15 protein-coding genes and 1 tRNA gene are annotated in these 20,512 nt (G+C 61.3%); 5 read left to right on the top strand and 11 right to left on the bottom strand.

What is annotated here, in order from left to right; genetic code table 11:
- Positions 1 to 54 precede the first annotated feature (54 nt).
- Positions 55 to 1,596: a methyl-accepting chemotaxis protein gene (locus AB4Z19_RS00130; RefSeq protein ID WP_442022893.1), complete on the top strand. Its 1,542-nt coding sequence runs from the start codon at positions 55 to 57 to the stop codon at positions 1,594 to 1,596.
- Here AB4Z19_RS00130 and AB4Z19_RS00125 read toward each other — a convergent pair.
- The 8 genes from AB4Z19_RS00125 to AB4Z19_RS00090 form a co-directional block, all read right to left on the bottom strand.
- Positions 1,583 to 3,970: a glycoside hydrolase family 95 protein gene (locus AB4Z19_RS00125; RefSeq protein WP_442022894.1), complete on the bottom strand. Its 2,388-nt coding sequence runs from the start codon at positions 3,968 to 3,970 to the stop codon at positions 1,583 to 1,585. The genes AB4Z19_RS00130 and AB4Z19_RS00125 overlap by 14 nt on opposite strands.
- A 100-nt stretch (positions 3,971 to 4,070) precedes the next feature.
- On the bottom strand, positions 4,071 to 4,247 hold the full coding sequence (locus AB4Z19_RS00120; protein ID WP_442033831.1) for a hypothetical protein: 177 nt from the start codon (positions 4,245 to 4,247) through the stop codon (positions 4,071 to 4,073).
- A complete protein-coding gene (locus AB4Z19_RS00115) occupies positions 4,244 to 4,639 on the bottom strand; it encodes a GFA family protein (RefSeq protein WP_442022895.1) in 396 nt (131 codons plus the stop codon). The genes AB4Z19_RS00120 and AB4Z19_RS00115 overlap by 4 nt, the downstream gene beginning before the upstream one ends.
- Before the next feature lie 7 nt (positions 4,640 to 4,646).
- Positions 4,647 to 5,186, bottom strand: coding sequence for a hypothetical protein (locus tag AB4Z19_RS00110; protein ID WP_442033829.1), 540 nt, complete (start codon positions 5,184 to 5,186; stop codon positions 4,647 to 4,649).
- Positions 5,183 to 5,722, bottom strand: a complete 540-nt coding sequence (locus tag AB4Z19_RS00105; protein ID WP_442022478.1) for a cysteine hydrolase family protein — start codon at positions 5,720 to 5,722, stop codon at positions 5,183 to 5,185. The genes AB4Z19_RS00110 and AB4Z19_RS00105 overlap by 4 nt, the downstream gene beginning before the upstream one ends.
- Before the next feature lie 423 nt (positions 5,723 to 6,145).
- Positions 6,146 to 6,565 (bottom strand): DUF6326 family protein, encoded by a 420-nt coding sequence (locus AB4Z19_RS00100; RefSeq protein WP_442022477.1) that lies wholly within the window; start codon positions 6,563 to 6,565, stop codon positions 6,146 to 6,148.
- A gap of 114 nt (positions 6,566 to 6,679) precedes the next feature.
- Positions 6,680 to 6,755: transfer RNA gene (locus AB4Z19_RS00095), tRNA-Asn, on the bottom strand.
- 59 nt (positions 6,756 to 6,814) lie between these two features.
- Positions 6,815 to 9,004, bottom strand: a complete 2,190-nt coding sequence (locus tag AB4Z19_RS00090) for a TonB-dependent receptor (protein WP_442033827.1) — start codon at positions 9,002 to 9,004, stop codon at positions 6,815 to 6,817.
- A 282-nt stretch (positions 9,005 to 9,286) separates the two neighbouring features.
- Between AB4Z19_RS00090 and AB4Z19_RS00085 the strand changes: the two genes are divergently transcribed.
- The gene (locus AB4Z19_RS00085; protein ID WP_442033825.1) at positions 9,287 to 11,992 is read left to right on the top strand and encodes a S8 family serine peptidase; all 2,706 of its coding nucleotides are present in this window, start codon (positions 9,287 to 9,289) and stop codon (positions 11,990 to 11,992) included.
- 3 nt (positions 11,993 to 11,995) lie between these two features.
- Here AB4Z19_RS00085 and AB4Z19_RS00080 read toward each other — a convergent pair whose 3' ends face one another.
- Complete coding sequence (locus tag AB4Z19_RS00080; protein ID WP_442022471.1) at positions 11,996 to 12,421, bottom strand: DUF3224 domain-containing protein; 426 nt, start codon at positions 12,419 to 12,421, stop codon at positions 11,996 to 11,998.
- Positions 12,422 to 12,494: 73 nt separating this feature from the next.
- Here AB4Z19_RS00080 and AB4Z19_RS00075 point away from each other — a divergent pair, with 73 nt between their 5' ends.
- Positions 12,495 to 13,310 (top strand): AraC family transcriptional regulator, encoded by an 816-nt coding sequence (locus AB4Z19_RS00075; protein WP_442022469.1) that lies wholly within the window; start codon positions 12,495 to 12,497, stop codon positions 13,308 to 13,310.
- Positions 13,311 to 13,502: 192 nt separating this feature from the next.
- Entirely contained in the window at positions 13,503 to 16,379 is a 2,877-nt protein-coding gene (locus AB4Z19_RS00070) for a TonB-dependent receptor plug domain-containing protein (protein ID WP_442022467.1), read from the top strand.
- 74 nt (positions 16,380 to 16,453) lie between these two features.
- Here AB4Z19_RS00070 and AB4Z19_RS00065 read toward each other — a convergent pair whose 3' ends face one another.
- Both AB4Z19_RS00065 and AB4Z19_RS00060 read right to left on the bottom strand, forming a co-directional pair.
- On the bottom strand, positions 16,454 to 17,206 hold the full coding sequence (locus AB4Z19_RS00065; protein WP_442022465.1) for a LytR/AlgR family response regulator transcription factor: 753 nt from the start codon (positions 17,204 to 17,206) through the stop codon (positions 16,454 to 16,456).
- Entirely contained in the window at positions 17,203 to 18,297 is a 1,095-nt protein-coding gene (locus tag AB4Z19_RS00060; RefSeq protein WP_442022463.1) for a sensor histidine kinase, read from the bottom strand. Before AB4Z19_RS00060 ends, AB4Z19_RS00065 begins: the two co-directional genes overlap by 4 nt.
- 127 nt (positions 18,298 to 18,424) lie before the next feature.
- Between AB4Z19_RS00060 and AB4Z19_RS00055 the strand changes: the two genes are divergently transcribed.
- Positions 18,425 to 20,509, top strand: a complete 2,085-nt coding sequence (locus AB4Z19_RS00055) for a TonB-dependent receptor plug domain-containing protein (RefSeq protein ID WP_442033823.1) — start codon at positions 18,425 to 18,427, stop codon at positions 20,507 to 20,509.
- Positions 20,510 to 20,512 lie beyond the last annotated feature (3 nt).

Genomic DNA, 20,512 nt, shown 5'->3' with positions numbered 1-20,512 from the left:
CAAGCGACCGTGGGGTATATTGAACCAAAAATCATTACAGGGGAGATAGGAAGAATGAACAACGTGAAGATCTCTGTTCGTCTGTTTCTGCTCGTTGGCTTCATGTCAATCTTGCTCGCCATCCTAGGCGGGATCGGCCTGTATGGCACGAAGACGTCCAACGAAGCCCTGCGCTCAGTCTACGAAGACCGCACCGTCCCTACCGCCTATCTGGCCTCCGTCAACCGCCAGAATCTGCGCAACCGCATCGCCCTCGCCTACGCCGTGCTGGATGCAAAACCCGAGTCCATTCCCGCCACGCTGAAACAGATTGGCGAGAATATGGCCGTCATCGACAAGGCCTGGAAGGACTACCGCGACAGCGACCTGACCACCGAAGAAGGCGAACTGGCAAAAAAATTCGAGCAAACTTACGGCAAACTGCTGGATGAAGGCATCAATCCCGCGGTCGCCGCATTGCAGGCGGGCGATTTGGACAAGACGCGCGACATCGTCGTGCAAAAGCTGCGCAAGCTGAATACGCCGGTCGCCGACACGCTGGACTCCCTGATCAAGCTACAGACTTCCGTCGCCAAGCAGCAGTACGACGAGGCGGCGGCTCGCGGTGCGACGCTGCGCAGCATCTCCATCGCGTCGATCTTAATCGGCATTGCCCTGGCCTGCTTCGTCGGCTATCACCTGGTGCAGAACATCACGCGCTCGATGGGCATGGCGGTCAGCGCGGCGGAAGCCGTGGCCAAAGGAGATTTGGCACGTCCCATCCAGGTCAACGGGAAGGACGAAATCGCCCAGCTGCTGGATGCGCTGCAGCGCATGCAGACAGCGCTGGCGGGCGTCGTGCGCCAGGTGCGCGATGGATCGGATGCCGTGCTGGGCGCCTCCACTGAAATCGCCCAAGGCAATCAGGACCTGAGCGCCCGTACCGAAACCCAGGCCAGTGCGCTGGAAGAAACAGCAGCCTCAATGGAAGAGCTCAACACAACCGTGAAGCAGAACGCCGACAACGCACGCCAGGCCAACAAGCTGGCGCAGGACGCCAGCGCGGTCGCGGCCGAAGGCGGCAACGTCGTTTCGCAAGTGGTCGACACCATGCGTGGCATCAGCGATTCGAGCCGCCGCATTGCGGACATCATTAACGTCATCGACGGCATCGCCTTCCAGACCAATATCCTGGCCTTGAACGCCGCGGTTGAAGCAGCGCGTGCAGGTGAACAGGGACGCGGCTTTGCCGTTGTCGCAGGCGAAGTGCGCTCGCTGGCCAGCCGCAGCGCGGAAGCCGCGCGCGAAATCAAAGGCCTGATTACGGACAGCGTACAGCGCGTGGAATCCGGCGCCGGGCTGGTGGACAAGGCCGGCGCCACCATGGGCGAAGTGGTCGCCAGCATCCGCCGCGTGACGGAAATCGTCGGTGAAATCAGCGTCGCCAGCGGCGAGCAAAGCACGGGCGTCAGTCAGGTGGGCGAAGCTATCACGCAAATGGACAATGCCACCCAGCAGAATGCTGCGCTGGTCGAAGAGATGGCCGCCGCCGCAAGCGTGCTGCGCGACCGCGCCGACGAACTGGCGCAGTCGGTACGCGTGTTTAAACTGGCCTGAATTCGGCGCGGCCTTGCGCGTTCAGCGTCAGCGTCGTCGTTCGGCCTGCGTGACGGACCACAACGCTGGCGCCAGGATTGCCACGCAAGGCCAGCCGCCGTAGGCGACCGGCAGACCACTCGACATCGGCCTCGATGCCGCCGCGTGCGCGCACGCCGCGTACGTAACCGTCCGGCCACGCCTTCGGCAGCGCCGGCAACACGTGAATCTCACCGCCCCAGGACTGCAGCACCATCTCCAGAATACCTGCCGTGCCGCCGAAATTGCCATCGATCTGGAATGGCGGATGCGCGTCGAACATATTCGGATAAGTGCGCTCTGGTCCCAGCAAGCCAAGCAGGATCGAATGCGCGCGCTCGCTATCGCCCATGCGCGCCCACAACGCCAGCCGCCATGCCGTCGCCCAGCCGGTCGACTTGTCGCCACGTGTATTGAGCGTCACCCTGGCGGCGGCAATCAATTCCGGGTTAGCGCGCACATTGATCTGCTCCGACGGATAGATGGCGTAAAGATGCGATACGTGCCGATGCTGCTGCTCAGGAGCACCGGCATCCCAGTCCTCCAGCCATTCCTGCAACTGGCCCTGCGCGCCGATGCGGTCGGCGGGAAGCCGTTCCCGCGCCGTCGCCACGCTCCGCGCAAATTCGCTGTCGCTATCCTTTAATAGCGCGTGCGCTGCCAGGGTATTGCTGAACAGATCGCGCAGAATCTGGCGGTCCATCGCCGGGCCGGCGCAAATCGCCACGCCTTTGTGATGCTGATTCTCTGGCGAGATCGATGGTGACGTCACCAGTCCCCGGCCTTGCGGATCTTCGACCAGCGTGTCGACAAAGAACAGCGATGCCCCCTTCAGCAAAGGATAAACGCGGCGCAGCCATGCCTCGTCCTGGTGATATTCGTAGTGGTCCCACAAGTTCTTGCACAGCCACGCTCCGCCACTTGGCCAGATGCCCCACAGCGGCCCGTCGATCGGCGCCGTGGCGCGCCAGAGATCCGTGTTGTGATGGGCCACCCAACCGCGCGCGCCATAACACTTGCGTGCGGTGATGGCGCCGTTGACAGCCATGCCTTCGACCATGCGCAGCAGCGGCTCCATGCATTCGCCGATATTAGCCGCGTCGGCGGGCCAGTAGTTCATCTGCGTGTTGATGTTGATGGTGTACTTGCCGCCCCATGGCGGATTGGTGCCCTCGTTCCAGAGACCCTGCAGATTGGCCGGCTCGCTGTCGCGTGAAGAGGACAGCAGCAGATAGCGCGCGTATTGCACGTACAGGGCCGCCAACGCTGGATCGGGCCGCGTCTCCGCACTCGCAATCCGTTCATTGGTCGGACGGGCGTCGCCATCGCCCAGGCGAATGGACAGGCGCCGGAACAGCGCCTGATGCGCCTTCACGTGGCCGGCGCGAAGCTGCGCGTATGGCTTGCGCGCGGCAGCGGTAGTCTGAGCACGGACTTTCGCGACCGGATCGCCGCTCACGTCGGCGTAGTTCACATGGCTGGTCGCAGCACCGATCAGCAGCGTAATATTGCGCGCGCCACGCACCAGGAGGCGATCCCCATCGACCTTTACTTTGCCATCGCCGACGACTTGCACACGCACGGCGTAGCGCAGCGCCCCCGGCACTCCGGACGATTCGATATTGCGCCCCTCGATCAGAAGCGCGTTCTCTCCGTCCGCACGCAGCGACAAATCAGCCGGACGCTGGCCGGCCCGCAGGTCCTCTTTATCGGTGGACGCTGTCGTGCCATACTTTGCCGTATCCGGATGCCGATAGCCGATGTCAAAATCCAGCACGCCTGCGCCGGAGGCGGTCAAGTGCATCACAATCACCTGATCCGGATGGCTGGCAAACACTTCACGTGAGAAGCGTGCAGCACCGGCAGCAAAGCGTGTGGTCGTGATGGCCGTATCCAGACTGAGCGAGCGCCGATACCCTTTGGCCTCGGCTGGCCGCAGGAAATCGATCAGCAAATCACCCGCAGCACCATACGGCATCTGCTGGTGTGCAATCATGGTCGAACCACACAGATCGTTCGCTTCCTTGAACTTGCCTTCGTCGATCAGCGCGCGCACTTTTGGCAGCGCTTCAAGGGAGCCTGGCGGAGTGGGATCATTCGGACCGCCGGCGTACAAGGTGTCCTCATTCAGCTGCAGGCGCTCCTGACCAACACGGCCAAACACCATCGCACCAAGCCGCCCATTCCCGACCGGCAGCGCCTCTACCCACTGGCCAGCGGGCTTGTCGTACCAGAGTTCGAGATCCTCGCGCCCAGCACGCGTAGTGGCGGTTACCGCCGCCCCGGCAAGGCCGGGAAATGCCGTCGCCAATCCCAGAGACACCATCAACTGCCGCCGCGTCGCATTCACGCCCATCCGACCTCCTGTTCGAAATGGAAAAATTATCCTTCCGCCAGCGCCGCGCGGAGCTATAACTTATTTCGATAAAGGTATGCCAATTTGCCTGGAATGGCCGTTATAGCTGATTCGGCGAGCGCTTGGGATGGTGAACGGAGCCCGGCGGATGCGACAGCCCCTGCTGTTGAATGAGCTTTCTGGTCAGGCGCAAATCCAGCTCATGATCGCTGTGATGAGCAAACGATTTGCCACCATAGACGAGCTCCGAGCCGCCGGCAACTGCCTTTGCGCTCACGGAATATGCTCGGCGTCGGGAGGCGGAACGACCCAGCTATGCATTCGCTCCTCGAAAATTGAAATACCAGGCGGCGGAAAGTCTGGATCAGCAAATGCCCCGACAGGAATCCCGAGGAATTTGTCCATGCCTTCCAGCTCGTAGAACACGGTCGATCCGCATTTTGGACAAAAGTGGAATTTCGCCTGGCGTCCTTCGTCGCCGACACGAGCGTACTCCGTTGAATCACCCGCGATCGAAACATGCTCGCGGCGAAATCGCGCTTGTTCGCCAAACGCGCTGCCAGTCCGGCGCTGGCACGCCAGGCAATGGCAAAGCGAGATCCGCACCGGCTCTCCGGTGACTTGGGCCGTCAGCTGGCCGCAGCTGCATGAAGCTAAGCGATTCGTCATATGGTGTTCACTGAAGCATGAATGAGGTTTTGAGCGGCAGTTCCGTCCCGCGCAGACGATCTTTAAGCGTGACCGACACCGTCCACTTACCCGCCGGATCTGCCGCTTCGCCAACAAAGCCTATCACGGGCGCCGACAGATAAAGATTCGTCGGCGCGCCTTTGAACGCGCCCTGGTAGCACACGGTGTCCCGCTGATCCATCGGGATGGAACCGTCAGGGCCGGTAATTCGAATATCACAGCCAACGTCCGCCCGTCCTTCAGTCGAGACCTTCGGGTTCGAAAAGAATATCAGCACGAAGGCCTTTTCGTTTTTCGGCAGCGTGCGGACTTCTTTAAACTCCGGCACAACGTTCGGCGGCGTCGCCCACTTCTCTTCCCAATTTGCGTCGGATGTGACGATGACCATGCCCGCAAAGTCGTCCTTCGACTTCAGCGAGTCGGTTTCAGCAATCGGCTTGCCGGAGCGGTCCTTCCAAAAGTTCGCCTGCGCGCCCGCGCCGCAGGAAATCGCCGCCGCGATAATCAGTAATACCAGACGCTTCATATTTTCGATGCCTCGCAGGAGTGAATGACCGTCGCATACTCGCCGTGAAGATTGGCCAGCGCCATCGCGTGCACATCTTCAGCCGAGCGCTTCACACCATTGAAATCGTCCATCGCGTAGGCGTAAGTCCCATCCGATACCACGTAGGTTTTGAAGCCGAGATTGCCCGCAGTCCGCGCCGTGGACTCCACCGAGTTATTGGTGCTGACACCAACGATCACCACCGACGACTCCCCGCGCGCATGGAGCCAGCGCTCCAGTCCCGTGTTGATGAAAGCATCCGGCACATTCTTCTCGACGACATGTTCATGCGGCAGCGGCGCCAATTCAAGCTGGAACTCAACGCCCGGCTGCCCCGGCCAGAACGGCGAGCCCGGTGTGCGCGACATATGGCGCACATGTACGATCGGTGCCTTACGCTCACGCCATGCTTTCAGAAGGCCAGCTACGACCACCTCCGCCCCGTGATTATTCCGGACCTCAGCCTCAGGCCAGGTCATCCCCACTTGCATATCAATGATCAATAACGTGGTCATAGAGCCTCATAATTTTGATCACATCATTGTACAATGGCGCGCATCGACTCATAACCAGCGACTGGAGCGCAAGGCGTGCAGGACGTCCGGTTTATTAAATCAGGCACTTGCCAGCAGCACTACCGACAGAGCCAGGCTAGCGATTTAAGATGGTAGCCACGGCATCGACAACCGGATTACCGGGGCCATTGTCGGTCACAAATAGCCGAGCAATTAACCCACAAAGAAGCATTGCGGCGATCGCAGTGAGAAAGATGGGTATGAACCAAGAGGCGGGGAAGATAAAGACTACGCTCCTCATGCAACAACCGCGCACGCAAGCCAGCTTCCCAGGAATTTCGATTTCATAAGCCTAACGTGAAGGATAATCGGCGACTGGAGCGGGCAACGCGCAAGCCGTCCGGTTGATATGTTCGCGCATCCTCAGGCACTTCGGGGCCATTTCCAAGCGGTCCAGGCGACGAATGCGGTTAGCGCCGCCTCGAGTCCGCCCATCCCGATGTAAAAGGCCCAGCCGCTGCCGGAGATAACTAACACTTCGATGACTGTGTAGATGATGCCAACGATGATATTCAACCAGCGGCACGCGACTGGCTTGAGAAGCATGGACAGCATGATCATCAGGCTCGGCAGTGCAAGCATTGCAGCGGTGCCGGCCAGAACACCTTGAGTTACCGGCCCAAGCGGGGCCATCTGCCCGGCCAGCATACCTTGCAGTTTGTTGGGGACATAGAGCTCGAAGTAATCGGCGTAGATGTAGCAGAACATCACCGAAGTCCATATCGCGGCCAGCTTATAGCGCGTTGGAACTTGCACGTCCTCAAAAGCCTTTATCTCTGCCATAGCATAGTCCAATGTTTTCAAAACAATAACATGCCAGAAAATAAAGAACGGAGCAACTGCGAGGACAGAAAAGTAAAAAGGCCTTGTGTTCGCACACAAGGCCTTTTTGAATTCTGGCTCCCCGACCTGGACTCGAACCAGGGACCTGCGGATTAACAGTCCGTCGCTCTACCGACTGAGCTATCAGGGAAAAGAGGCCGTATTATATACAGCCCGTAGCAGCCTGTCCAGTATCAGGCTGCAACTTGTTTAGAAGCCGCCTTTGAACTGAACGCCCCAGACGCGTGGCTCGTTGATGAAGCCGGTCAGGTTGTTGAAGTCGATGGCGCCGGTGATGCGGCGCTGGTCGGTGATGTTGCGGCCGAACACAGCCACTTCATACTTGCCGCCTTGCCAGTTGTAGCCCACGCGCACGCCGCCTTCGGTCAGAGGCTTGCCGGTGAACTCGGTCGCTTCGTACAGGAAGAAGTTGACCTTCGAGCGGTAGGACCAGTCGGTCAGCACGAACAGGTTGCCGTCAGCCAGCGGATAGTTGTAGCGCGCGGTGGCGTTCAGAATCCACTTCGGAGCCTGTGGCAGTGCGTTGCCGTCGATGACGACGCGGCCAGCAGCGTTGATCGGGTCCAGCACGGTGCAGGTCGGGCACTTGTTCACGGACAGGGACGGGTCCTTGATCTCGGTGAAGTTGTACGAGGCCGATGCAGACACCTTGAAGTCGTTGGTGATGAAGCCTTCGATTTCGCCTTCCACGCCGCGGCCCTTGGTCTTGGCAGCGTTGATCAGCTTGGTCACGTTGGTGTTACCGCCCACCACGGTCAGCTGCTGGTTCTTCACGTCGTAGTCGTACACGCTCAGGGATGCGCGGGCACGGCGGTTCCACAGGTCGGCCTTCACACCCGCTTCGTAGGAAGTGATGGTTTCAGCGTCAGCCACGGTGATCGGCACGGAGGTCGATGCAGCAGCGATGGAAGGAGCGCGGAAGCCGGTTGCAATGCGGGCGTACAGGCTGACGTCGTTGTTCAGCTTGTAGTTACCGGACAGGTCCCAGTTCAGCTTATGCTTGCTTTCGTCCACGCCATTCGGGCCAACCAGAACGATGTTGGTGGCTTCCAGGGTGTTGAACTCTTTCTGGTCGTGGGTGAAGCGCAAGCCGCCACGCACGGTGAAGGCGTCGGTCACGTTGTAGTTCACGGAACCGAAGGCCGCCCAGGCCTTATTCTTCTGCTGGGACACGACGCGGCTGGTGCGGTCGCCGGCAACGTTGTAGTTGTCCTGGCCGGCCTGGCCATCTTCGTCGAAATAGTACATACCGGCTTGCCAGTTCAGCGGACCAGCGTACTTCGACTCAATACGGAATTCCTGGGAATACTGCTTCAGGTCCGGGATGAAGGAAGCGGTCTCAACCTGGAACGGAACGGCTGGGAAATTGGTCGGATTGCCACCGTCGATGTCGCCGCGCGAGTTATAGCGGGAGATGGTTTCGTAGCCGGTGATCGAGAACAGCTTGTACTGGCCGATATCCCAGCTCAGACGCACGTTGGCGCCGCGGGTGGTCAGCTCCTGGCCTTCCTTGCCGTTGATGGCGATCTGCTCAGGATCGAAGCCATCCACGAAGTCGTTGGTACCCTTCTTGATGATGTTGGCGCGGAACAGGCGGGAGTCGCCGGTAGTGGTGCGCTGGTGCACGTTGAACAGGGCGTTGAACGCGCCGTTCGGCTGGTACAGCACCTGCACGCGCTCGGCGTGTTCGTTGTAGCCTTCGTACGCGTCCTTCTGGCCAGTGAAGCTGTTGTTCACGTAGTCGTCGCGGTGTGCACGCAGGGTGGATGCGCGCAGTGCCCATTCGTTCGACAGCGGAATGTTGGCAGCCGCTTCGATGTTGGCGGTGGCGTTGGTACCGTAGGACAGGTTGTAGTAACCCTCGATGCCCTTCAGGCTTGGCTTGGCGGATTCAAACTTGACCACACCGGCCGGGGTGTTGCGGCCGAACAGGGTGCCCTGCGGACCACGCAGCACTTCCACGTTGGCCAGGTCGTACATCGGGTAACCCTTCAGGATCGGGTTTTCCTGCACGATGTCGTCATAAATCAGGGAAACTGGCTGCGATGCGAACACGCTGAAGTCTGCGTTACCGTAACCGCGGATGTAGAAACGCGGGAACACACGGCCGGTGGACGATTCCACGTTCAGCGATGGGGTCTTACCTGCCAGCACGCGAATGTCCTGGCCGCCGGAGATCAGGATGTCCAGCTTTTCGCCCTTGATGGTCGAAACGGAAACAGGAACATCTTTAACGTTTTCAGCGCGGCGCTGGGCGGTCACGGTGACCACTTCCATCTTGCCGGCTTCGGTTGGCTGGGATTCTTGTGCCAGGGCGGCCATCGGCATGACTGCGCTCAGGGCCAGGAGACGCTTGTGCATCTTGGACAGTTTGATCATTTATCTTTCCTAGTTGTTCATCGAGGTGTGCAACGCAGTCTCCGCGTCCCTCCCTGGTCTTAACGCCTGGGCAATGTAGTTGTTTTGATCTTTTGATGCTGCCTTGCTAAGGCGACTCAAAAAAAGAGCCGAGATTATATACCCTCTATAAGATTTCAGCTATACCAACACCTTGCCGCTATGCTAGGAACGCACTTTAGACATAGCGCAAAGAGCCGCATTTTCAGGCTCCTAGACTGGCCTGATCCCCTCGCGGGGAGATAACCAGTCAAGGAGCTTTCCATGAAAAACTTTCCAACAGAGATGTCCCACACTTCGGGCGCGCCCTTGGCGCTCGAACGCACCCGCATGCTGATCGCGTTCAAGCAGCCTCGCGAACGGGCCGAGGTCGAACAATTCCTGCACAGCCAGGAACTGTTTCTGGAAGATGAACCGGAAGCCGGCGGCATTCCGGGCGAGCGCGTCAACCACACCAAAACGCGCTACTTCGTGCAGGGCCGCAAACCGCTGAGCGACGCAGCCGTCGCCCGTGTCGAAGCCGAAGGCGCCAGGCTGGGACTGGACTGGATCGGTCCCGTCTATCGCCAGGCCGGCGAAGATGGCCGCCGCGGCCTGCTCGCTCCCCTGCCCCATGCCGGCGTGCTGAAGGTGCGCGGCCAGACCGACACCGGCGCCGGCAATGTCCCGCTGCTGCCCGACACGCTGAAGCTCACCGGTCCTGAGGGAGCGGCGCCGCTGCTGCAGGAAGTACCGGAAAAATCGCGCTATCTGAACGGCTATCGCTACTTCCAGATCACCAATCCGAAGGAAATAAACTCCTTTCAACTGCGCGATATGGTGTTGGCTTCACCCAACGCGGCCATGGTGGACTTCCAGTTCGAGACCATGCCCTTGCTGACGCCAACTTCGATCGCGCCCAGCGATACCCTGTTCCCGCAGCAGTGGGATATGACGCGCATCCAGGCCGGCGGCGCGGGCACTACCGGCTGGGACATCACGACCGGCTCAGCCACCGTCGTCGTGTGCATACTTGATGAAGGCTGCGACCTCAATCACGCCGACCTGAAACCTCGCTTCATTTCCAGCGGCATCAACCTGGGCAGCATGTCCGGCGACGGCTCGCCCACCGGCCCGCACGGTACGGCGTGCGCTGGCATCGTGGCGGCCACCTTCAACAATGGCACCGGCATCAGCGGCGTGGCCGGCACGGCGAAGTTGCTGCCGGTCGCTTTCGACGCCTGGACCGATGTGGAAGTGGCGGCGGGCATCAACTACGCGTCATCGCATGGCGCACATGTGATCAGCATGAGCTTTGGCTGGAATGCGTGGAGCCACGCCATCATCGACCCGGCCATCCAGGCTGCCTACAACAACGACGTGGTGATGTGCGTCGCCACGCATAACTACAATGGCCCGATCACCTACCCGGCCACCAACCCGCTGGTGATCGCGGTCGGTGCCTCCGACGAAGTCGACAACCGCAAGACGCCATCCAGCCCCGATGGCGAACCGTGGGGCTCGAATTTCGGCCCGCAGATTTCGGTCGTATCGCCCGGCGTGCATATTCCGACTACGGACATCTCCGGCACCGGCGGCTACAACTCCACCGCAGGTGCTGCGGGCGATTACGACCTGGTGTTCAATGGCACCTCGTCCGCAACGCCGCACGTGGCTGGCCTGGCGGCACTGATCCGCAGCGCTTATCCCATGCTGACCAGTGCCCAGGTGCGCGCCCATATCGAGCGCACCGCCCAGAAAGTCGGTTCGGTGGCCTATGCCGAAACGGTTGGCAAGTCCAATGGCAGCTGGAATCAGGAGATGGGCTATGGCCGCATCAACGTGCTGCGCGCCCTCGATGAAGCGGATGTGCTGATCAAGGATGCGCCCAACGACACTGGCGCCGAGCCTTACACCGGCAGTAATTTCTGGGACTTCTCGGACATCGTCGTGCGCATCACGGACGACAATGTCTTCGTGCCCGCCGATCCGGCCAAGTCGAAGAACGTGGAGCGCGGCCAGGCCAACTACATCTACGTGCGCGTGACGAACAACGGCTCCCGCGCCGCACGCAACGTCACAGTCCACACCCGCATCACGCCTTATGTCGGCCTGCAATTCGTCTACCCTCCCGACTGGACGCTGGTGGACGGCATGCACGTCAGCCCAACGCCGGTCACGGCGACCTTCGCCAATGTTCCGGCGGGCGGCACGGTGATGGCCAAGTTCCGAATCGAGTCGGCGCAGACGGACACGCTGTACGGCTGGGAAGCCAATCATCCATGGCATCCCTGCCTGCTGGCCGTGGTCAATTCGGACAACGATTACGCCTTCTCCACCGTGCCGCTGTCCGCGAATCCGATCACGCCGCGCCTGAATAATCTGGCGCAGCGCAATCTGTCGGTGATCGATGTCATCGGCAATGCCAGCGTCGCCTTCCCTTTCGTGGTGGCCAGCCGCTATAACCTGGAACGCAAAGTGTCCATCGTGATCGACCGCAGCCGCCTGCCGGTTGCGATGCCGCTCACGTTGTCGCTCGACGAAGACGGCGCCGCCTTCCCTGCCGTTGACTTCGCCAACCAGGCCGCACCGACGCCAGGGCCGGACCAGGAAATGGACGAAACCATGTGCGAGAACAGCCTGATCTTCCTGCAGGACACCAAGGTCAAGACACGCTTCGGCTGCTGCTGCGGCATCCTCACGCTGAACAAGGGCTCGCGTTTCGATTGCATTCCGAAGCACACGCTGGGCAACGTGAGCGTGCAAGGCGGAGACGTAGTCCTGCGCAACGGCAAACGCTATGTGGAACTGAAACAGCCGATCGTGCAGATCACCATGGAAAAGGACGCGGGCATCATGTATCCGATGTCCATGCAGACCACGATTCCGGACGGCGCGCAATCGGGTGAACAGTTCGTGATCAACGTTTCCCAGCTTGATAGCCAGGGCGTGGCGGTAGGCGGCGCGGCCATGGTCTACCAGGTGAAGTAAGCCTTATGGCAGCTGGTAGTCCATCTTGTAGAAGTGCTGTCCGCCCTTGATCTCAATCGTCATCGAGCCGGACAAACCAGTCAGCTCGCCGCTACCCGAATCCGGCACCACCGTCAGCACCAATGACGGGGTGCCGCGATTCATCGTCCCGCTATGCTGCAGCACGAAGCTGCCTTTGCGGCCATGCAGGCTGCCGTCCACGCGCTCCATTGCCACATAGCCCGCCGATCCCGCCGTCTCGGCGCGCACGGACAGCATCTCGCCCAGTCCATGCGCCACCAGGTCGCCTTGATACTGCTTATCCAGCGTCATACGTCCCAGGCCGGCCTGCTCGATGCCCGGCGACGGTGTCTGCGGCGTCATCTTCACTTCGAACTGGCCCGCCGCGTGGGACATCGCCAGCGCAAGCGCCAAAGTTCCAACCATCATTGCTCTCCTCCTTCATTCGATAGAATCTGCACTTTACGGCTGCCACACCGGCAATGATTGGAAAAACGCGACAATGACTAATGTTCCCGGCAAGGCCCGCGGCGTGCTGCGCCCGCACTTCGCGCAAGGCGAGTTCCGCCACGAACGCCTAATGCCACCGGCCGCGCTGGCCGATCACATCGAACACTTCTGGTTCGTGCAATGGGATTTGCGCGGACTGCCAGCCCAGCAGCAAGCCACGCTGCCGCATCCGAACGTGCATCTGGTCGTTGAGCGCGGCGATGCGCGCATCTACGGCGTGCATACGGACCGTTTCGACCGCAGGCTGGAGGGCTACGACTTCGCCTTCGGCATCAAATTCAAACCGGCCGGTTTCCAGCCCTTCCTGCGCTCGCCCGTGGCCGCGCTGGCCAACGACAGCATCGCCGCCAGCCAGGTCTTCGCCTCCGCCGCTGACCTCATCCGATGCGCTCAAGTGGACGACATGCCCGCCGCTGCGGAAGCCATGCTGCTGGCCGCCCTGCCCGCGCCGGACCCGAACGTCGCGCGAATCAATAACATCGTGGCCGCCATCGCCAGCGACCTCACGCTGACCTCCGTCGAGCAAGTCGAAACGCTGGCCGGACTGGACAAGCGCACCCTCCAGCGCCTGTTCCAGAAATACGTGGGCATCGGTCCCAAATGGACCATCAAGCGCTACCGCCTGCATGAAGCCATTGCCCAGGTGCAATCCGGCGCCGTCATCAACTGGGCCGATCTGGCCCTGCAATTAGGCTATTTCGACCAGGCCCACTTCGTCCGCGACTTTCGCGCGCTGATCGGGCAATCCCCCGCCGAATACGCGCGATCCATTGCAATTTCGCAAACGACATCAAACGAAAGTAACTAAGTAGACCAAGTTTCGTTTACCGTTTGTGAACGCAAAAAAACAACGTTTCTACGAAAACAATTAATGAAACCTTAATAGTTGTTTCTAAATGTAAGAATTGTCATGCGATAGTTACATTTGCCTCGAAGAAGGCAAAGAGAGAAATGTTCAAGTAAAAATCGCATGGAGTGAGATTTGATCAAGCAGCCGACTTTGAAAACCGCTGCCCTCGCCATTACCCTGGCGTTCGGTGCAGCCGACCTGGCACTTGCCCAACAGGCAGCCAACCAACCCACCACCACCGTCTACGTTACCGGTTCCAACCTGAAGCGCACCGCCAAGGAAACCACCAGCGTGGTACAGGTAATCACCGCGCAAGACATCAAGGACACCGGTGCCACCTCCGTCCAGGATCTGCTGAAGTTCATCCCTGCCATGGGCAGTGACGGTAATTTCGATTCTTCCGATGGCGGCTTCGCTCGCGGCGCGTCTACCGCCTCCCTGCGCGGCCTGACCTCGACCTCCACCCTGATCCTGTTGAACGGCCGCCGCATGACGCCGGGCGCTTACGCCGATCCGAACAACGGCAACTCCACGATGTATGACCTGAACAGCATTCCGGTCTCCGCCATCGAGCGCGTGGAAGTGCTGAAGGAAGGCGCATCGGCCATTTACGGTTCCGACGCCATCGCCGGCGTGATCAACTTCATCACCAAAACCAGCTACAAAGGCGTGGAAGTCTCGGCTCGTTACAGCGGCAACGACGACAACGAATTCCGCCGCAAGGGCTTCAGCTTGTTGGCCGGCAAAGGCGATCTGGATACCGACGGCTACACCGTCTTCGCCACTCTGGATGTACAAAAACGCGACCGCACAGCGCGTATCGATGCCAAGGACGTGGAATGGGATCTGTACAAGACCCTGAACGGCCGCTTCGCCACGCCTTACGGCAGCACCGTCTCTGCCTCGCCAGTGTTCTATCGCGAGAGCGCACCGGGCTCGAAGAACTTCGGCGTAACCCAGGCCACGCGCGACCAGCGGCTGGTGATCTCGCTGAACTGCGATCCGTCGCGCCAGCTGGTAGGCAGCCGCACCATGGGCCTGTCCGCATCGTCCGTTTTCATCGACCGCAAGTTCTGTAACTACGATCTGCCGTCGACCACCGAGGCGCAATCGGCAGGCAAGGATTACAACTTCCTGTCGCACGGGGAACTGAAACTGGGCGGCGACTTCCAGGCTTACTCCGAGCTGTCCTATAACCGCACCGAGCGCGATTACACCGGCGCTCCGCGCACACTGGCCCAGAGCCAGACCACCAACTTCACCGCTGATGGCGTGGGCGATCCATTCCAGGTCATCCTGCCGATCGGCCATCCGGACAACCCATTCCCGAATGCGCGCGCCTCCGTCGGCTACCGCTTTGAGAACCTGCGCGGCGGTAACAGGAACGTCAACGACAATCTGCGCGCCCTGGTCGGCGTACGCGGCAGCCTGGGCGGCTGGGATATCGACAGCGCCTTGCTGTGGAACGAAGCGCACCGCAAGGACACCTCTTACGGCCAGCTTTATCTGCCAACCCTGCGCAAGCTGAACACCGGCACCACGCTGGCGCAGCTGGCGGCCGATCCGACGCTGGGACGCGACGTCACTTCCGATAACAAGGCCTCCATCACCCAGCTGGACTTCAAAGCCAATCGCGAGTTCGGCCAACTGCCAGGCGGCGCGATGGGCGTGGCACTGGGCGGCGAATTCCGTCAGGAGAAAATCGACCTCACGCCGGACGACCTGGTTGCCACCGGAAATATTCTCGGCCTGGCCAATACCGTCCTGCACGGCCGTCGCAATGTGAAGTCGGCCTTCGCTGAATTCCGCGCTCCGGTGCTGAAGAGCGTCGAGCTGTCCGCGGCGGGCCGCATCGACAAATACGATGGTCTGGAAACCAACTTCGTCCCACAGCTGGGCGCGAAGTGGACCCCGGTTGAATCGTTCTCGGTTCGTGCGTCCTACAGCCGCGGCTTCCGTGCTCCGGCACTGAATCAGACCACGCCGGGTGGCGCTCAGTTCTTCCTGCAAAATCTGTACGATCCGAAGCGCTGCAACACCGACGAAGAAACACCACGTCCGGGTGCAACGGAACAGGACTGCAATAAGTCCGCAGCCGGCACCGGCGGCGCCAATCCGGATCTGAAGCCTGAGAAGTCCCGCAGCTACAGCTTCGGCTTCGTGCTGGCGCCAGCCTCCAACATCGGCATGACGATCGACTGGTACCGCATCCGCAAAGAAGGCGAAGTGATCCTGGGTTCGGCCTTCGACGCGCTGAAGAACGAAGACAAGAATCCGGGCAACGTGGTGCGCGACACCAACCCGGTCAACTTCGTCACCGACGTAAATGGCAAGCCGATTCCAGGCACCGGACCGCTGCTGATGGTGCGCGAGCCCTGGCTGAACCAGGGCGCGACTGAAACCAGCGGTATTGACTTCGACGGCTCCATGCGCAACAGCCTGGGTGCTTACGGTGCCCTGAGCACCAAGCTGTCGGCAACCTACGTGATCTCCTACAAGATCGCTCAGAACCCTGGCGACATCGAGCACAATACGGTGGGTCACGATCCGGGCCTGTGGGACTGGAACCTGTCCAACAACACTCGCATCCCACGCTTCAAGTTCAACCTGTCGTCCAGCTGGAGCTTCGGCGACCACGCTGTGAACGCCTCGGTGAACTATGTTGGTCCGATCTCGCTGATGCGTGGCTATAACGGCGACGTGACTTACGCGCAGCCGTTCTGCCACTACGGCACTCGCAAGCCGACCGATGCAGAACAGAATCGCGACACCACCACGCCGCTGTACGAGGAATACTTCCCGGATTGCGCGATCAAGAGCTGGACCACGGCCGGCCTGGGCTACACCTACACCGGCTTCAAGAACGTGACGCTGAGCCTGAACATCAAGAACCTGTTCGACAAGGCTGCACCATACGCTCCGAGCCAGGGTGTGAACACCTCGGCGACGCCGCTGCCAGGTTACCTGGAAGGTCTGCACGACAACAAGGGCCGTTACTTCACCGCGACCGCACGTTACGTGTTCTAAGCGAGTGCTTGCCCGCCGCCCCGGTGGCGGGCCAAATGACAAGGGCCGCGTTATTCGACGCGGCCCTTTTTTCGCTAACTCTTCAGCGCTGCTTTCGCTGCCATTGCATAGCGCTCGCTGACTGGCAGGTTCTGCCCGCATTTCAAGGTTAAGGTCATGCCATCCGGCGTCAGACGTAGCGCGGCCATCTGGCTGCGCCGCACCAGCATGCGCCGGTGAATGCGCAGGAAGTGGGACGGATCGAGATAGCGCTCCAGCTCCGTCAGCGTACTGCGATGAAGCAGGGAACGCTCTGCCAGATGCAGCTCCACGTAATTGCCCGCCGTATCGATCCACAACACGTCGTCCAGGTTGACCCGTTCAATTCGTCCCACTGAGCGCACCGTCAGCTCGCGCCAATAGCCCGGCGCGGGATCGGTAAAGTGCCGCAAGGCCTGGGTATAGGCTGCGCGCTGCCCGAGCAGTGCGCTGGCGCGTTCGAGCGCCCGCTGCAACCGCCGCTCGTCGACCGGCTTCACGATATAGTCCAGCGCATGCGCGTCGAAGGCTTCCAGGGCGTGGCCGCGATGCGCGGTCACGAAGATGACCAGCGGCGGCGTCTCCTGCCGGCTCAACTCGCGCGCCAGCTCCAATCCGGACTCCACCGGCATTTGCACGTCCAGCAGCAGCACATCCACGCCGCCCTCTGCCAGCCGCGTGCGCGCCAGCATGGCACTTGCGCACTCTCCCACCACCACCCAACCCGGCAACGCCGCCAGCGCCAGTCTCAGATTGGTGCGCGCATGCGCCTCATCGTCGACAATCAGCACCTTCAGCGGCGCGCTCATTCGTCCGCCTCCACTGGAACGCGTAACACTGCTTCGAAGCGGCCAGCCACCTGCGCAGTGTCCAGTGACGCCGCCCCACCATAAGCGAGTTGCAAACGCGCCCTGATGCCGCGCAAGCCAATGCCCAGCCCTGCCGACGGCGCAGTATGCGGCCGAATCGGATTGCTGACCGTCACCCGCAGCGTGCTGCCCTCGCGCGCAAAACCAATCGCAATATCGCTGGCCTCATCATGGCTTTCGAGATCGTGGCGCAGCGCGTTTTCGACCAGTGGCTGCAGCAGCATGGGCGGACACTCGATGCCATCATCCAGTATGCCTGCGCCTTCCACGCGCACTTGCAGGCGCGGCCCAAAGCGCAGCCGCTGTAAATCCAGATAGTCCTGAACGAACCGCAGCTCCTGTTCCATATCCACCCAATCGCGCTCGCTGCTCGACAAAGCGTATTGCAGCAGATCGCCCAGGCGGGAAAGGCCATCCAGCGCCAGCGGTTTATCGTCCATGCGTACCATGGCGCTGATCGCGCTCAGCGTGTTGAACATGAAGTGCGGCTCCAGCTGCCCGCGCAGCGCGGCCAGCCGCTGGCGCTCCAGCGACAAGCGCGCCTGCGCCAACTCGGACGCATGCTGCTGCCGCTGGCGCCACAGCAGAATCGCCGCCACCGCACCGAACGCCATCGTCAGCAGAACAAAGACCACGAACCACTCGAACTTGTCCATCGTGGTCCAGTAATGCCAGGCATTGGCCAGCGTCGGCGCCAGGTCGAATTTGAAGCAGCGCCGGAACGCGAGTCCCAGCATCGCGCTCGGCCAGCACAGCACCATGAACGCCGCATACCCGGCTGCGATCCGGCGCGGAGTCGACAACCAGCCGGGATGGCGGCGATAAATCATATAGAGTGCAAAGCTCTGCACCATCATCGCCACATAGCCGCACCACCAGCCCGCCGTCATGCGCCAGTAGCTGCGGGTGTCGCCATCGTGCGCGGCATCGCCCAGCGTGGTCATGCCCGCGACCGCGCACAATGCAGTCCATAGCGCAAAGTTGATCAGCAAGGCGCGCAACCAGGCGGGAATGGGAGTCGAGGTTCTCATCGCGGCGCAGTATAGCAGTCCAAAATCCGCGTTCATCCCTATCGCGGCGGCTTTCGTCACTCTCCATATTGGCAAGGCATCGCGCTTGCACGACAATGCGCTCCGTCCTCACTTATTGTCATGTGCAATGCGCCCAGCCCTGCTGATTGTTCCCCTGCTCACGACCGCCCTTGCGGCGAATGCGGAAGAAGACATCGCCCGCGTGGAAATCAAGGCCGACAGCGGCCTCCAACTGCGCAGACAGGATATGGCGGGCCGCATCGTGGTCTCACGCGACGAGCTGACGCGCTACGGTGATGCCAGCGTGGCCGATGCGCTGCGCCGCCAGCCGGGCATCGTGATCAACGGCAGCAAAGTCCAGCTGCGCGGACTGGGTGGCGGACGCACGCAATTCCTGATCAACGGCGATCCGGCGCCACCGGGCTTTTCTCCGGACAGCCTGGCGCCGGAGCTGATCGAGCGCGTCGAAATCCTGCGCAGCGCCAGCGCGGACAGCAGCACGCAGGGCATTGCAGGGAGCATCAACATCGTCCTGCGCAAGTCGGCCGCGCGTGCGCAAACGCTGGCCACCCTGGCCGGCACGCACGGATCGGCAGGCTGGTCGCCGGAAGCGGCGCTGGATCTCTCCCGCCCCGGCGACATCATGTCCGGCACGCTGGCCGCCCGCGCGACGCGCTCGCACCGCAGCACCAGCAACACGACCACGGAAATCAATCCTGATGCCAGCCGTGTCACCAGCGATGCTGAAGGCGGCACCATCGACCGGCTCGGCCTCACGCCGCGCCTGAACTGGAAATGGAAGGATGGCGCCACGCTATCCTGGCAAAGCCTGCTGGATATTGCGAACAGCGACAATCACGACAAAGCCCAGGAAACTATCCTGGCCGGCGCATCCAGCGACTACCCGCACAACGGCTTCGCATCCAGCGCCCACACCGTCACCGCGCGCAGCGACGTCGAAGGCGGCCAGCGCCTTGGCGAAAATGGGCGCTTCGAATGGAAAGCCGGACTGGCCCACAGCCGCCGCAACAGCGACTACCGCTTTATCGGCAGCAGTGCCGCAGACGAGGAACTGTGGCAGCGCCACGTGCTCTCGAACGCCATCGACGATGGCGCCAGCAGCAGCGGTAAACTGCGCATCGGCGGCGATAGCGGACACGCCATGTCCGTGGGTTGGGATGGCACGCTGGCCCGCCGCTCCGAATGGCGGCGCCAGGAAGACGCCGACGCCACGGGCATTCCCCTCGGCGTACTTGATCAGCGCTACGTCGCCCGCGTCTCGCGCCTGGCCATGTACGCGCAGGATGAGTGGTCGCCGCTCCCGCAGCTGGACGTTTATATTGGCTTGCGCTGGGAGGGCCTGCGCACGCGCACCACGGGCCGCGACATCGACGCTGTCGCCAACCATTCCAGCGTCTGGAGTCCCGTCGCTCATTTGTTATGGCGGCTGCCCGGAAAGCGCGATCAATTCCGGCTTGCGCTGGCGCGCAGCTACAAGGCCCCCGCCACGCGCGACCTGGTGCCGCGCCGCTACACGGTGAATAACGATAACGGCCCGACCAATCCGCATTACCAGGGCAATCCCGACTTGCGTCCGGAACTGGCGTGGGGCGCGGATCTGGCGTACGAAAGCTATTTCAAAGGCGACAGCATGGTCAGCGTTTCGGCCTACCAGCGCCGCATCAGCGATGTGATCCTGCCCTGGTTATTCCAGGACCGCGGAGAATGGGTCAACACGCCGCGCAACAGCGGCCGCGCGGTGACCAATGGCATTGAAATGGATGGGCGCCTGTCGTTTGGCGCAAGCGGCGCGACGGCGCGATTGACTGTATCGCGCAACTGGTCGCGGGTAGACTCGGTGCCGGGACCGGACAACCGGCTCGGGGAACAAACGCCGCTGGTCGTCAACGCCGGACTGGATTACCGCCTGAGCGCCGCCACGACTGCGGGATTCAACTGGAATATAAAAACAGGCGGCATCGCGCGCACGTCGGCGACGCAATGGTCCGAGCGCGGCATCGAACGCCGCCTGGACTTGCGCGCCAGCTGGCAACTGAAGCCGGGCGTCACCCTGAAATTCGCAGCCAATAACGTGCTTGCGCCGGACGCACGCAGCGCGCAGCGCTACGACGACGGCAGCAGCAACTACTGGCGCGGTATCGCGAGCAGCAGCGAGCGCACCATCCGCATCGCCGCCGAATGCGCGCTTTAAAGA

It is taken from the genome of Pseudoduganella sp. RAF19 (assembly GCF_052114165.1).
Lineage (GTDB): Bacteria > Pseudomonadota > Gammaproteobacteria > Burkholderiales > Burkholderiaceae_D > Rugamonas.
The sequence above is the reverse complement of the archived record's forward strand: the minus strand, read 5'-3'. Positions and strand labels throughout refer to the sequence as shown.

Excerpts from the sequence above, each read along its gene's own strand:
- AB4Z19_RS00130 (WP_442022893.1), top strand. The coding sequence starts at position 55 with ATGAACAACGTGAAGATCTCTGTTCGTCTGTTTCTGCTCGTTGGCTTC.
- AB4Z19_RS00125 (WP_442022894.1), bottom strand. The coding sequence starts at position 3,970 with ATGGGCGTGAATGCGACGCGGCGGCAGTTGATGGTGTCTCTGGGATTG.
- AB4Z19_RS00115 (WP_442022895.1), bottom strand. The coding sequence starts at position 4,639 with ATGACGAATCGCTTAGCTTCATGCAGCTGCGGCCAGCTGACGGCCCAA.
- AB4Z19_RS00110 (WP_442033829.1), bottom strand. The coding sequence starts at position 5,186 with ATGAAGCGTCTGGTATTACTGATTATCGCGGCGGCGATTTCCTGCGGC.
- AB4Z19_RS00105 (WP_442022478.1), bottom strand. The coding sequence starts at position 5,722 with ATGACCACGTTATTGATCATTGATATGCAAGTGGGGATGACCTGGCCT.
- AB4Z19_RS00100 (WP_442022477.1), bottom strand. The coding sequence starts at position 6,565 with ATGGCAGAGATAAAGGCTTTTGAGGACGTGCAAGTTCCAACGCGCTAT.
- AB4Z19_RS00090 (WP_442033827.1), bottom strand. The coding sequence starts at position 9,004 with ATGATCAAACTGTCCAAGATGCACAAGCGTCTCCTGGCCCTGAGCGCA.
- AB4Z19_RS00085 (WP_442033825.1), top strand. The coding sequence starts at position 9,287 with ATGAAAAACTTTCCAACAGAGATGTCCCACACTTCGGGCGCGCCCTTG.
- AB4Z19_RS00080 (WP_442022471.1), bottom strand. The coding sequence starts at position 12,421 with ATGATGGTTGGAACTTTGGCGCTTGCGCTGGCGATGTCCCACGCGGCG.
- AB4Z19_RS00075 (WP_442022469.1), top strand. The coding sequence starts at position 12,495 with ATGACTAATGTTCCCGGCAAGGCCCGCGGCGTGCTGCGCCCGCACTTC.
- AB4Z19_RS00065 (WP_442022465.1), bottom strand. The coding sequence starts at position 17,206 with ATGAGCGCGCCGCTGAAGGTGCTGATTGTCGACGATGAGGCGCATGCG.
- AB4Z19_RS00060 (WP_442022463.1), bottom strand. The coding sequence starts at position 18,297 with ATGAGAACCTCGACTCCCATTCCCGCCTGGTTGCGCGCCTTGCTGATC.
- AB4Z19_RS00055 (WP_442033823.1), top strand. The coding sequence starts at position 18,425 with ATGCGCCCAGCCCTGCTGATTGTTCCCCTGCTCACGACCGCCCTTGCG.